Origin of the sequence: Vibrio frigidus (assembly GCF_042465995.1) — a bacterium.
Taxonomy (GTDB): Bacteria; Pseudomonadota; Gammaproteobacteria; order Enterobacterales; family Vibrionaceae; genus Vibrio.
On the sequence record NZ_JBCDMC010000002.1, the window covers coordinates 266,320 to 280,214 of the forward strand.

At 42.4% G+C, this 13,895-nt stretch carries 9 protein-coding genes and 2 pseudogenes; 1 reads left to right on the plus strand and 10 read right to left on the minus strand.

Annotation, left to right across the window (positions count from 1 at the left end):
- Window position 1: 1 nt before the first annotated feature.
- Window positions 2-547, minus strand: a complete 546-nt coding sequence (apt, locus tag AACW90_RS04735) for an adenine phosphoribosyltransferase (protein ID WP_390231544.1) — start codon at window positions 545-547, stop codon at window positions 2-4.
- 282 nt (window positions 548-829) lie between these two features.
- Window positions 830-1,933, minus strand: coding sequence for a response regulator (locus tag AACW90_RS04740; protein ID WP_390231547.1), 1,104 nt, complete (start codon window positions 1,931-1,933; stop codon window positions 830-832).
- A 209-nt stretch (window positions 1,934-2,142) separates the two neighbouring features.
- Between AACW90_RS04740 and AACW90_RS04745 the strand changes: the two genes are divergently transcribed.
- Complete coding sequence (locus AACW90_RS04745) at window positions 2,143-3,021, plus strand: LysR family transcriptional regulator (protein ID WP_390231550.1); 879 nt, start codon at window positions 2,143-2,145, stop codon at window positions 3,019-3,021.
- 125 nt (window positions 3,022-3,146) lie between these two features.
- Here the strand turns inward: AACW90_RS04745 and purF are convergent, their stop codons facing one another.
- From purF to AACW90_RS04785, 8 genes and pseudogenes are all read right to left on the minus strand, one after another.
- A complete protein-coding gene (gene purF / locus AACW90_RS04750; protein WP_390231553.1) occupies window positions 3,147-4,661 on the minus strand; it encodes an amidophosphoribosyltransferase in 1,515 nt (504 codons plus the stop codon).
- A 31-nt stretch (window positions 4,662-4,692) separates the two neighbouring features.
- Complete coding sequence (locus AACW90_RS04755; protein WP_275134412.1) at window positions 4,693-5,184, minus strand: CvpA family protein; 492 nt, start codon at window positions 5,182-5,184, stop codon at window positions 4,693-4,695.
- A gap of 62 nt (window positions 5,185-5,246) precedes the next feature.
- Window positions 5,247-5,528: pseudogene (locus tag AACW90_RS04760) on the minus strand (SPOR domain-containing protein); the annotation flags it as partial.
- A gap of 36 nt (window positions 5,529-5,564) precedes the next feature.
- Window positions 5,565-5,774, minus strand: a pseudogene (locus AACW90_RS04765) (cell division protein DedD); the annotation flags it as partial.
- Window positions 5,764-7,038, minus strand: coding sequence for a bifunctional tetrahydrofolate synthase/dihydrofolate synthase (gene folC / locus AACW90_RS04770; RefSeq protein WP_390231558.1), 1,275 nt, complete (start codon window positions 7,036-7,038; stop codon window positions 5,764-5,766). The pseudogene AACW90_RS04765 and the gene folC, both read right to left, overlap by 11 nt.
- A 40-nt stretch (window positions 7,039-7,078) precedes the next feature.
- Entirely contained in the window at window positions 7,079-8,014 is a 936-nt protein-coding gene (gene accD, locus AACW90_RS04775) for an acetyl-CoA carboxylase, carboxyltransferase subunit beta (protein ID WP_390231561.1), read from the minus strand.
- Between the two features lie 197 nt (window positions 8,015-8,211).
- Window positions 8,212-9,006 carry a tRNA pseudouridine(38-40) synthase TruA gene (gene truA, locus AACW90_RS04780; protein WP_390231564.1) on the minus strand — a complete coding sequence of 265 codons (795 nt, stop codon included), beginning with the start codon at window positions 9,004-9,006 and terminating at the stop codon, window positions 8,212-8,214.
- Window positions 9,007-9,197: 191 nt separating this feature from the next.
- Entirely contained in the window at window positions 9,198-13,751 is a 4,554-nt protein-coding gene (locus AACW90_RS04785; RefSeq protein WP_390231567.1) for a FimV/HubP family polar landmark protein, read from the minus strand.
- Window positions 13,752-13,895: the final 144 nt, after the last annotated feature.

The window sequence follows — 13,895 nt, forward strand, 5'->3', positions numbered from 1 at the left end:
ATTAGTGACCTTCAAATTCACAGATGCTGTAAACGTTAAGATCTAGAGCTTTAAGACGCGCTTCACCGCCAATTTCAGGGAGGTTAATAACAAACGCGGCATACTCTACAACACCACCTAAACGACGAATTAGTTTAGTCGTAGCTTCAATAGTACCACCCGTTGCAAGTAGATCATCAACAACAAGAACTTTGTCGCCTTCTACTATTGCGTCCGTATGAATCTCCAATATATCCGTGCCGTATTCCAATTCATATGATTCAGCGATCGTCGCACGAGGTAACTTACCTGGTTTTCTTACTGGTACAAAACCTACACCAAGTTCAAGAGCGAGAGGTGCACCAAAAAGGAAACCTCGTGCTTCGGTACCCACTATTTTAGTGAAGCCCATATCTTGGTATTTCTCTACAAGCAGTTGAATCGTTGCTTGATACGCCGTCGCATCTTCCATGAGGCTTGTAACATCACGAAAAAAGATACCTGGTTTTGGATAATCAGGAATGGTTTTAATGCTTGCTTTAATTAATGTGATTGTTTCAGTAGTCATATTCATTCAAATTTTGTTGTGATTTGCTTGTGCCATATCGCTGTAATCTATAATTATTATTTTTAGCGTGACAAGCTAAGAAACTATGCTCTGTTTATACTTTTAAACAAACCAAAACATAGAAAAACAAATGCCCACTCCGAAGAGTGGGCACACTTCCTCATTATGTTAGTGATTTTCTTCCTCATGAGCAACAAGGGAAAAGAAAGCAAACGTTCAAACCTGTCATTGTGTGCAATAAATCTACTTATTGTCTTTTTTTCGCTGTTTATTTGGCCATATTCAGCAAGTAGAATCGGGTTTTATATCTAAACTGAAATGGCTTACCCCGATATTGGCGATGTTTAACTTTCCACCAGAGAGGATGCTTAGGTTTTCGACTAACTCATTTTTCACACAACTCGTTCCAAGGTGATAGCCCCCTTCTATATGGGTTTTTCTTTCCCCTTCCGTCCAAATCGCGTCTAAACCAGCAGGTAATATACTCACCGTCCCATCAGTCATGTCAGCGATGCCTATCAGCGCTCCGATCGAAGATACAGAATCAATACAATTGATCCCGCGCTCTAGGTTTTCAGCAAATTCGACTAACATATCTTTGCTTAACTGTTGTCGCCGTAGGCTGTCATTGAACAATGCTCGAACTAATAAAGACGTTGCCACACCGCAACCGTCAACGGTAGTTGAATCAATAAGGTAAAAGGCAAATTGCCCATCAATTAACCAAGCATAATCAAATACTAAAGGCATGTTCTCTGATGATTGAAGCAAACTATAGCTGCATTTCCACTTACCTTGTCTGGTATCTCTATCAGGCAGTAAAGCAGTCAGTAAATCTTTTGCAGCATTCGGATTCTCTTTTAAATGACCCAAATGCCAGTAGAGTTCTTTGTCTTCAGGAATATCCCCTTCCTCACCGACTCTAAACCATTGACTGGCAAAATCACGAGAGGTGCTAACATGCTTATTTTCTTCATCTAAGATATTCGAGATTGCAGACAATAAATGTTTTGGCGCGGAGATGGGTTTGGTTAAAAAATCCTTGATACCAAATCGTAACGCACGTGCAACATCAGACATATCTTCCGTCGCGGAAACAACAATCATTGGAACTTCTGGATACTCCCAACTCACCTCTTCTGCAAACTCAATACCATTAAGTATTGGCATTGATAGATCACAAACAATAAGATCAGGAACCTCTTCGCGCAGTTTTTGCAATCCATCTAAGCCATGTTCCGCCTCAATGATAAAATACCCTTCTTTCTCTAGTACTACTGATGTGAATCTACGAAAAATCGGATCATCATCTACCAACATTATTGTACGACTATCCAAACGACTCTTTTGCTCAAAAAGAACAGAGTCGGCTTGACTATTCATCATATAAACCTCACCCATCTGATTTTGGGTACGTCTTATTATTGTTATTGAATTCCCCTATAAAAGGTAGTTGTGATTCTTGATTTATACAACATATGCGATCTTGTTAAGGAATTATTTAAAAACAGAACCACATATTGACGTAAAGCAAATTTAGAATCCAAAGAACAGTATAAATTGACCGGACAAGTAATTAGGAACTTTCGCTGTTGATGAAATTTGATGATCTAAATCTATTTCGACTCGTAGTCGAAAATGGAAGCTACACAGCAACGTCTAAAAAGACACTTATTCCCGTAGCCACAATTACACGGCGAATTCAGGCGCTTGAAGACTCTGTAAACCTACGACTTTTGAATCGCCATGCGAGAAAGTTATCACTGACAGAAGCCGGTGAACGTTTCTATCAAGAGTGTGCTCCTATCTTAAAACAACTCTCTTGTACCACTGAAGTCATAACCGACGATTGTCGTGGGGCAGCAGGAAAGCTTCGGGTATCTGCACCATCAAATCTTACTAAGCGTGTCATTCTTCCAATGCTCAGTGATTTTATGGCGAGTTACCCCGACATCAACATTGAACTGACAATGAGTAACGATGCCGACCAGATTGATCCTATCGATTGGGACATTATCTTTCGAGTTGGGCCCCAAAGAGATTCAACCCTTATTGCACGTAAGATAGATTCTGTTAAAGACATACTCGTTGCCAGTCCCGAATATCTAAAGAACACTAAAGCACCACTGACTCATGCTGACGACTTGTCTGAACACGCATTGTTGAAAGGCAGCCCTTTACTTAAGTGGCTATTAACAAATAGTAATGGTGAGACGGTTCTTAATAACGACAAAGCACGATTTGAGGCAAATGCGCTCAACGTGGTTCGCCGAGCATCAGCAAGAGGCCTAGGTATTACGCTGATGCCAGATATAATGCTTCATGAGTACTTTGAAAATGGTAGCTTGGTTCGCATTTTGGATGACTGGAGTGCAAATCCAAGAGATATCTATATGCTTTATAATCATAAAGATCATCAACCAGAGAAGGTTCGTCTGTTAATTGATTACGTCACTCATTATCATGATAAGTAGCCATTCATGTTAGGCTAAAGCTTATCTGGCTTGGTATTAAGCGCTCAACATTGATGACATTCAAGCAATAAAAAACCAGAGCAACTGCTCTGGGTTTTTTGAATACTATCTAGACACTAACAACGTTATACCCCTTCGTTGTATAACTCCAAACTCGCCAAATCTTGCTGAATATCTTTTTGCAATCGAGAGTCATCATTTCTTAAAGAATCCAAGAAGTCTAAATATTTTTGGTCAATATCGCCGGTAACATACTCACCATTAAAGACCGACGTTTCAAACTGCTTAATATCGACATTGCCTAAACCAACAGCGGCAACCAGATCCTCCAGTGTTTGGAAAATTAGGGCGTCTGCACCAATAAGTTTCGCGATTTCTTCCGCATCACGGCCATGAGCAATCAATTCGTTTGCACTAGGCATATCGATACCGTAGACATTTGGGAAGCGAATTTCCGGTGCAGCTGAAACCATGTATACATTGCTAGCACCGGCTTCACGTGCCATCTCTATGATCTGTTCGGAAGTGGTACCACGGACAATAGAATCATCAACCAACAGTACATTCTTACCTTTAAACTCAGACCGAATAGCATTCAATTTACGACGCACCGATTTTCTACGCTGGGTCTGCCCCGGCATGATAAAGGTGCGGCCAACGTATCGGTTTTTCACAAAGCCTTGACGATAAGGCTTATTCATAATCTGGGCAATCTGAAGCGCAATATCACATGATGTTTCTGGAATAGGTATGACGACATCAAAATCCAAATCAGACCATTCTCGTTGAATTTTCTCACCGAGTTTCTTACCCATTTCAACGCGAGCACTATATACGGAGATTTTATCGATAAATGAATCTGGACGAGCAAAATAAACATACTCAAAGATACAAGGGTTTACTTGCGGGTTATCCGCGCATTGCTGAGTAAACAACTGGCCGTCAAACGTAACGTAAATACCTTCGCCTGGTGCAACATCTCGCACGAAATCAAAACCTACTGCATCAAGTGCAACCGACTCGGAAGCCACCATATACTCAATGCTGCCCTCTAACTCTCTTTTACCTAAACATAGAGGACGAATCCCGTGCGGGTCGCGAAAAGCAATCATACCGTGACCGATAATCATGGCCGTTACGGCATAAGCACCTTTTATCGTTCTGTGCACGTTAGTTACGGCTCTAAAAACATCTTCCGACGTAACATTACCTTTAACGGTATCAATCTCATGAGCTAGAACATTCAACAACACTTCAGAGTCAGAAGTGGTATTGACGTGGCGGCGATCTTTTTCGAACAGCTTTTCACGAATTTCGGCGGCATTGGTTAAGTTACCATTGTGTGCCAGCGTGATGCCAAATGGCGAATTCACATAAAATGGTTGTGCTTCAGAAGCACTAGAACTTCCCGCAGTAGGGTAGCGGACGTGGCCGATACCCACGTTTCCTTGAAGGCGTTGCATATGTTTAGAGTCAAACACATCTCTAACTAAACCGTTCGCTTTACGCAAACGAAAACGATTGCTTTCTATGGTAACAATACCAGCAGCATCTTGGCCACGATGCTGCAATACAGTCAGTGCGTCATAAATTGACTGATTGACTGGATTTGTACCCACGATTCCAACAATACCACACATGTGTTAACCCTCAGTTTCTATAAAAATGGCACTAAATAGCGCCAGATAAAAAGCTCGATGTTTGTTTCAAATGGTCAAAAAATGGTGCGATAATACGACTAAATTCAGGTATTAACACCGATTCTTTCCACCACTCTGAATTTGACAATGCAGTAAACGCATCCATAAAAAACAGGGTGGCAGCAATGATAAGTACACCTCTTAGTGTGCCAAAAACCACACCAAGTACCCTATCAGTGCCTGATAAACCTGTTTTTTGTACCAGCTGAGCTATAACGTAGTTGACGATGGCACCGACAACTAACGTAGCCACAAAGAGAGCCGCTATCGCACTTCCTCTGCGAAACATATCATCTTCTATTCCGGAAAAATAAACGGATAGTCTTTCATAATATTGACTTGCTATGAAAAACGCACCAAACCAGATAACTAATGACAATGCTTCTTTAACAAAGCCTCTTACTAAACTGATCAAAGCGGAAAGCCCGATCACACCTAAAATTACAAAATCTATCCAATTCATTTGTTTTACATCTTTAAGTTGGCGCGCATTTTAACAGAAAAATTCGCGACGCAAACGTTTTCTTATGGGTTTAGGGGCTTAAATTTCAACAATTGACCTTTTGAGCCGGTAACTTTTTGAAGTTCTTTGATTTGTCTTTCCAATTTACTTTTGGACGTGTCAGGCCCAATGATAATACGAGTAAATTCTTTTTCTTGCTTAATATGCGCTTGATATCCACGTTTTTGCAGATCTTTTACCAGAGTTTTTGCATTATCGGCGTTTTTTAACGCCATCAATTGAATAATCCAGGCATTCTCTTGGTATTCATTTTTTTCAACCACATCATTGACCATCACCACCACTTCTTCAACATCAGGCATAGAGGTCGTCGCCTTAACGGGACTTTCTGGCAAAACCGTTTGAACCGCAATAGGTTGTAATACTTCGAATGATTCCACCTCCGTTCCAACATCAGGCGTAAGAGGGATAGCGGCGAGATCTTCTTTATAGTGCTTTTTTTTACCATCTAAGACATCTGGTAAGACAATCACCCCGACGGCGACTAAAATGATGGTTCCAACCAAACGGCTTTGGAATTTACTTGCCATTTGTACTCCTTTGCAACTGTAAATAGATTAATACTTCGGCGACCGTTCTAAACGAACCCGCGACGAGAATAACATCTTCCTTTCGGGCCTGTAACAATGCAGCTTGATAGGCGAATGTAGGAGACAAGTACTTATTACACGATGTCTGAATATGTTCAATCAATTCATCGGCACTTGCCGCTCTAGGGCCATCTAATGAGCTTGGATACCACGTTGTTACGACAGACTCTAATACCTTTATAGTTTGAGCAATATCTTTATCATGAAGCATGCCAAGTACACAATAAATCGTTTTACCAGCATAGCGTTGTTGTACTTGCTGTGCTAAGTATTCCGCAGAGTGAGGGTTATGCGCAACATCCAAGATAACAATAGGTGCATTGTTAACTTTTTGCATTCGTCCTGACAATTTTGCGTTCTTTAACCCGTTGACAATATTGACATCTGTAATGTCAACGTCTGCTGCACCTAGTGCCATTATGGCCGTGGCGGCATTTGGCAAAGGCAAACAAGGCTTTGGAAGCTGAGTAAGACCAAAGGCACCACACGACCAATCCCAATGATCTGCCTTTTCCACATACCGATACTGTATACCAACTTGATGAAGCTCGGCGCCTATCTCGTCCGCGTAGGCCGCAACCGTATACGGAGCATTCGGTTGACCGCATATTGCCGGTTTACCGGCTCTAAATATTCCTGCCTTTTCTTGTGCGATAATATTAATGTCATCACCCAACCAGTCAATATGATCAATCGCTAAGCTTGTAATCACACTAACATCGTGGTCAACAATATTCGTCGCATCTAAACGCCCCCCAAGACCCACTTCCAATACAACAACATCAACCGCGTCTTGTTGAAACAAACGTAAAGCCGCAAGCGTACCAAACTCAAAATAACTTAAACTGGTTTCGCCACGTTGCGTATCGACAAATGAGAAGGCTTCGGCGTGTCTTGCATCGGGTAATATTGCGCCATTAATTCTTACTCGTTCGTTATAGCGAATAAGATGTGGGGAACTATAGACGCCAACAGAATATCCTGCGTCTAAGAGAATAGCTTCAAGGATGGCACAGGTTGACCCCTTACCATTTGTTCCAGCAACGGTGATCACTTTATTGGCAGGTTTTGTTAGGTTTGCACTTTCAGCAACAATTTGAACGCGCTCTAATCCAAGATCGATAGCGCTGGTATGAATATTTTCTAAATAATCAAGCCACATCGACAAGGACGATGTGGCTTGAGGTATCTTGCTTTGACTCATTAACTTACATCACGATTAGACGTTTAGGTTAGTCAATACTTTACTCTTTTTCTTCCGGGACTGGAACTTTATATTCAGCTTCTGCCGGTACTTCTGGAGCGTCGTCAACCGAAACAACTAACGGTGAACCGTGATTGGTCATTTTGGCAATCAAACTCGCCACTCGCTGACGCATTTCGCGACGATCAACGATCATATCTATTGCACCGTGTTCGAGTAAGAACTCACTACGTTGGAAGCCTTCTGGCAAATCTTCACGTACTGTTTGTTCAATAACCCGACGGCCTGCAAAACCAATAAGCGCCTTAGGTTCGCCGATATTTACATCGCCCAACATAGCCAAACTCGCAGAAACACCGCCCATTGTAGGGTCAGTCATAACGGATATAAAAGGCAGCCCTTTATTTGATAAGCGTTCCAATGCAGCGCTGGTTTTCGCCATTTGCATTAAAGACATCAATGCCTCTTGCATGCGAGCACCACCACTTGCAGAAAAACAAACCAATCCGCATTCTGCTTCCATTGCGGCTTCAACGGCTTTAACAAAGCGAGCGCCAACAACGGAGCCCATCGACCCCCCCATAAAGGAGAACTCAAAGGCACATGCAACAATAGGTAAGCCTAGTACTTCCCCTTGCATAACAACCATCGCGTCTTTTTCACCACTGTTCTTTTGAGCAGCAACGATACGGTCTTTATAGCGTTTCGAATCTTTAAACTTCAATTTATCTTGAGGTTCTAGATCGTTGGCTAGTTCTACACGGTTATTCTCATCTAGAAAGGTTTCTAAACGACGACGTGCTTTCATACGCATATGATGATCACATTTTGGACATACTTCCAAATTGCGCTCTAGTTCTGCGTGATATAGAACTTGTTCACAAGATGTACATTTAGTCCATACACCTTCAGGGATAGAAGCTTTACGAGAGCTTACAATGTTACTTTTCGTTAATATTTTTTCAAGCCAACTCATGGAAGACCTTTTCTTTTATTTCTTCCGCCAAATGGCGAAAGAGTTATAATTCAATAATATGCGGACAGATTAAACCACAGATCTTTAACGCTGTAGACAAAAAACTGGTTGTACCTATTTATAGCCTAGCAACAAGTTTTAATAAATCACTATAATTTGAGTGTGTTAGCGGCAAATAGTTCCATACCCGCTTCATATTATAGTAATTCATCCGGTAAAAAAAGTGGCCCAATGGCGACTCTTGGAAGTTCAAACTCTGCTGGATAATCCACATCGACCAAATACAATCCACCTGGTTTTGCCGTTGCACCCGCTAACGATCGATTTTTCTCTGCAAGTAACCATTTTATCCATTCTGTATTCTGTTCGCCGCGACCAACCTCAATTAGGCTACCCGTAATATTTCGAACCATATGATGAACAAATGCATTCGCTTTGATATCGATAACTATGTAGTTACCGTTACGCGAAACGTCCAGATGATGGATATTTCGCCATGGGCTGTTTGATTGACAATGAGCAGCACGAAACGAGCTGAAGTCATTCTCGCCTAAAAGAAATTGTCCTGCTTCATGCATTTTTTCCGCATCCAACTCTCCGTGGTAGTGACTAACTCCGGAAGAGAGAATGGCGGGTCGAAATGCATTATTAAAAATGATATAGCGATAACGTCGAGCAGTAGCGGTAAATCGAGCATGGAATGCATCGGGAACTTCTTTCGCCCAACGAACCGCGATATCTTTTGGCATATTGGTATTGGTGCCCATTACCCACGCAACCAGTTTTCTAGTCGAATTTGTATCAAAATGAACGATTTGTCCTGTGCCATGAACGCCTGCATCAGTGCGTCCAGCACATTGAACCTCTACAGGATGTGCAGCAATAATCGACAATGCTTTTTCTAACTCTTGCTGCACGCTGTTGACATGTTTTTGTCTTTGCCAACCAGAGTATTTCGTACCGTGATATTCAACACATAAAGCTATACGCATGTTAATTCCTAGGGGCTTTCAATATGTCACGTCTAAAGTGCATTACTAATATGGGAGATGGATTTTAGGGGCCAGATTGACGATTGTCCAGATCTGACTTTACCGTGGCGTATTCGAAACTCAAGTAACCTACATGGCAAGAAGATCATATAAAGTTACTTGAGTGACTACCGCAGTTGACAGTTTGTTTGCTATTGATTCTCTATTTTATCAAGTAATTCTCTAGCTTGCTGACGAATGTCTTCTTCACCATATAACAGCGCTTCTTCAAGCAATCGAGTGGCTCCTTCAGTGTCATTCATTTCGATGTAGATCTTCGCCAAGTCTAGTTTTCCTGCCGCCTCAGCATTGGCATCAACATCAAACTGTTCAACGTTCCCAATAACATCAGGGAACTCGTTTAAACCCACATCCAATTTTAGCTCTTCTTCATCAGGGTCAATTTCATTAGCATCCACTACATCTGCTTGCGCCATCAGTTCATCGACACTCATAAACGTCTGTTCGTCTTCTAAAGACTTAGCATCAATTTCGGATTGTTCACCCCAATCTTCTTCTTGAGCAACCGGTTCCTCTGTCTGAGGCCCCCATACATCCTGTTCGTCTTCCGGAATGCCTGTTGGTATATTCGCTTGCTGCTCTTCAGATAGAGCAAAGCCATTCCAGTCCTCACCGCCAACGTCAAGCATGGTATCGATATCCATGCCTGCACTCGCGATCATTTTTTCGTCTAGAGCAACATCATTTCTTAACGCCGGGGATTCGTCATCACTTAGTAGTTCGGCCAATGTGGCTGACTCATCATATTGCTCAAGTTTTTTCTTATCGTCAACTTCACGGACACTGTCATCGACACCTTTAGCAACGGTGTCAGAATCATCCATTTCAGCAAAGAAACTATCAAACTCATCTAGAGACTCTTCTTTCTCTGATAGAACCGCTTCGTTAAATGCGTGGATCTCTTCTTTATTTTTTTGTTGTTGCTCATTGCCTGAATCATTGAAGATTGCATCGAGCTCTGAAAGTTTCTCCGGTGTGGTCTCTTGTTTTTCAGAAACAAAATTTAATGTTTTCTCTAATTCAGCCCGATCTTCAGATGAAGGTTCTGCAGGTGACGTATCATCTTTGACGTCATTCAGCAGAGCACTTAGCTCGTTCTTTTCGTCATCGTCATCAAGTCCGTCACCGCGGAGTCCAAGTGTTTTCTCTGGTTCTTCAAGTCGTTCAGAATCGTTCTCTGGAATGGTTTCCAAATCAGGTTCATGTAATACATCACTAAGCGCGCTGGCTTCGTCATATTCGCCAAGTTCGTCATCGTTGAGTTCCAATGTCTCCGTTGGTTCTCTAAGTGATTCAGGCTCGATCTCTGGTAGTATTTCAAGATCGGGTTCTTGCAATACATCACTAAGCGCACTAACTTCATCATATTCGCCAAGCTCATCGTCATTGAGTTCCAATGTCTCTGTTGGCTCATCAAGTAATTCCGGATCGATCTCTGGAAGCGTTTCAAGATCTGGCTCTTGTAAAACATCGATAAGCGCACTGGTTTCGTCATATTCACCAAGCTCGTCGTCGCTGAGTTCCAATGCTTCTGTTGGCTCCCCAAGGGCCTCCGGCTCGATTTCTACTAACGTATCAGGCTCTGGTTCCTGTAACCCATCATTAAGTGTGTTGATTTCATCGTCTTCGCCAAGCTCATCGTCGTTGAGTTCCAGTGTCTCTGTTGGCTCCTCAAGAGCTTCCGGCTCGATTTCTACTAACGTATCAGGCTTTGATTCTTGTAACGCATCATTAAGTGTGTTGACTTCATCGTCTTCACCAAGCTTGTCGTCGCTGAGTTCCCGTACCTCTGTTCGCTCCTCAAGGGCTTCCGGCTCGATTTTTTCTAATGTATCAAGCTCTTGTTCTTGTAAAACATCGCTAAGCGCGCTAGGTTCATCGTATTCGCCAAGCTCGCCATCGTTGAGTTCCAGCGTTTCTGTTGGCTCCTCAAGGGCATCAGGCTCGATCTCTGCTAGCGTATCAAGCTCTTGCGCATCAACCGATGTTGATTCCTCACTTGCTTCTGGCTTTTCATCTGTTTCAAGGTCCCAATCTTCGTCTTGAGGGGTACCAAATTCATTCGCTATCGCTTCATCTTTAAGATCAGAGAGTTTTTCATCTGGATGAACAATGGCATCGTCAACAGATTCGGTTGGAGGCTCATAATCAACTTCTTTCTTTTCCTCGACAGATTCCTCGACATCAAAATCTTCGATTTCAGACATGTAACTGTCTATATCATCAAGTTCTTCAATTTTGTCGGCATGCTCAGAGCCATCAATATGTGGAGTAAAATCAAAACGACCTTTTTGTGTTATATCACTATCGGTGAGCGCTGATACCTCTCGTTCAAGAAGCCCATCAAAAGGTTCATCTTCCGATAACAACTCATCCAACAAATCTGTGCTATTTTCATCTAAGTCAGATTCTTCTCCAATTGACCCTTCTCCCGCTTGTGGTTCTATACCAAACTCGGCTAACAGGTCATCAGGATCCGTACTCATCTCGCCAGATTCTTTCTCGGCATCTTCAAGCAATTCATCCAGAAGTGCGGTGCTGTCTTCGCTGATTTCAATATCATCAGAGGCACTAGCAACATCATCACCGTCATCAGAGATCAACTCGTCTAACAATGCCGTGTTGTCTTCTAGATCTAATTCCGAGTCGTCGGAACTTTCAGGTGCATCAAAAAGCTCATCCAGCAGCTCAGTGCTGTTTTCTGATAATTCAGGTATATCGTCGTCATTTGAATCTTCGTCATCAAGTAAATCATCTAATAACGCCGTACTATCCTCGGAAAGCTCAGCGGCGGCATCTTCTTGCTCTAGAACGTCATCGAGCAGATCAGTACTATTTTCTGCAAGCAGGTCATCAATTGAGTCTGCATCCATTGACTCAGTTTCCATTTGATAATTAGCGAGTATATCGTCAATATCATCGGATTCAGCTGCGTCGTTCTGTGTTGCTGCCGGTTGATAACTGGACAGTATATCGTCGATGTCATCAGACTCAGCCCCGTCGTTCTGTGTCGCTGTCGGTTGATAACTGGATAGTATATCGTCGATGTCATCAGACTCAGCCGCGTCGTTCTGTGTTGCTGTCGGTTGATAACTGGATAATATATCGTCGATATCATCAGAATCGCTATTATTTTTCTCATCACCACTGTCGAGGTCAAAGTCGTCGAGATCACTCTCATTACTATTTTCTTCTTTGACGCTATTGAATAGATCATCGAGTGCAGACTGGTCAATTTCGTCTGAAGCTAGTGCTTCTGCGTCATCTTCACCGGCCAATAGCTCGTCCAAATCATCTTGTGACATCCCACTTTCGTCAGATAGATCAAACTCACTTTCAAATTCATTCTCGTCCCCGGAAGATTCGTTATCTAACGCTCTTTCCATATCTTCTAGACTGAGTGCTTCCTCGTCACCGTCTACACTAATCCCGTTTGCGCTCTGTTCGATCTTATCTAGATCTGTATCGAAATCACCATTATCTGCAATGCTTGCAAATGGGTCATCCTCACCGTCATCTAAATTAAAGTCCAAATCACTGTCATCAAGGTTAGCAAAGACATCATCTTCAGCTAATTGTTCATCTTCATCATCTATATCAAAGATATTCTCGTCTGAAAGCTCTCCGAACAAATCATCATCAATACCGACATCTTCATCAATATCTTCATCTAAATTGATCTCTGGCACGTCATCTGAGTCATCATCCATCAACGAAATGACTTCTGGCCCTTCGGGGATTAACTGCTCTTGTGGTTGTTCTGCTCCGCCTTTACGAGTCAATAAAAGAACGATAATAAGCACAAACAACAACCCAGGGATTAAGGCTAGCAATACGACAAACCAAGTGTTGGCCAGAAGCATGTCGAGTTGACTTGGTTCTATTTGAGCCGTTTCAAGTGCTTTTTTACGCTCTTCTCCTAGCAGTTTCTCTACCTCATCGCGAATTCGGCTTTCATCACCAAGTTCATCTTTTAGATTTCCTACTTCATCTTGGACATCCGTCAACATGAGACGAAGCTTGTGATTTTTCTCTTCTAAAGCGGCTAACTCGCCTTCTGTAGTCGTGAGATCTTGTTTTAATTTAGTGACATGCTCACGCTGTTTAGAATCAACTTTAACCTCGTTATTCTCTACAGCTGCGACTTCAATAGGCTTCGGTTGTTTAGGCGCTTGCGGTGGAGTGAGGTCTGTCTCTGTTATCGGTGCTGGTTTTGCAACGGGGCTAGAGACGACGGTTGTCCCTTTTTGCTGCTTATTATGCGCCTGCATAATACGAACCGCTTCATTGGTATTCTCTGCCTGAACTTGCTCTAGAGATGGCACCCTTAATCGACTACCTCGCCTCAGCTCATGGATATTTTGTTGGTCAAATGCTTGCGGATTCAGTTTATAGATCGCAAGTAAAGTCTGCTGTACAGAGTATCGTCGTGAAGGTCGTAGTTTGGTCGCTATTGACCAAAGGGTTTCGTTATTCGCTGTTGGCCCATAAAAATTCGCGCTATTTCCGACGGTGTTGGAAACGGAAGTGTTGGAAGGCTGAGTGGCCTGTTGCGTAACCTGAACTGAAGATTGAACTTCACCATCAGGCCCAATTAGGCGAATAGATTCAGCAACAGCGAGATCGGCTGAAACTGTTAAAAGTAACGCTAAAGGCGTAATGAGACGCTTTAGGATTGGATGCATATAAGGCTCGTCTTTCTGCGTTAAAACTTAATTAATTAATATAGAGCAAATACCCGTGGGTAAATGAACTTATATCTCTAAAAAGGGGACAGCTTCTAAATATATCGGATATCAGATGGAAAACTATAGGTCTCTACAAAAAAA

Coding starts and splice junctions, on each gene's coding strand:
- apt (WP_390231544.1), bottom strand. CDS start 547: ATGACTACTGAAACAATCACATTAATTAAAGCAAGCATTAAAACCATT.
- AACW90_RS04740 (WP_390231547.1), bottom strand. CDS start 1,933: ATGATGAATAGTCAAGCCGACTCTGTTCTTTTTGAGCAAAAGAGTCGT.
- AACW90_RS04745 (WP_390231550.1), top strand. CDS start 2,143: ATGAAATTTGATGATCTAAATCTATTTCGACTCGTAGTCGAAAATGGA.
- purF (WP_390231553.1), bottom strand. CDS start 4,661: ATGTGTGGTATTGTTGGAATCGTGGGTACAAATCCAGTCAATCAGTCA.
- AACW90_RS04755 (WP_275134412.1), bottom strand. CDS start 5,184: ATGAATTGGATAGATTTTGTAATTTTAGGTGTGATCGGGCTTTCCGCT.
- folC (WP_390231558.1), bottom strand. CDS start 7,038: ATGAGTCAAAGCAAGATACCTCAAGCCACATCGTCCTTGTCGATGTGG.
- accD (WP_390231561.1), bottom strand. CDS start 8,014: ATGAGTTGGCTTGAAAAAATATTAACGAAAAGTAACATTGTAAGCTCT.
- truA (WP_390231564.1), bottom strand. CDS start 9,006: ATGCGTATAGCTTTATGTGTTGAATATCACGGTACGAAATACTCTGGT.
- AACW90_RS04785 (WP_390231567.1), bottom strand. CDS start 13,751: ATGCATCCAATCCTAAAGCGTCTCATTACGCCTTTAGCGTTACTTTTA.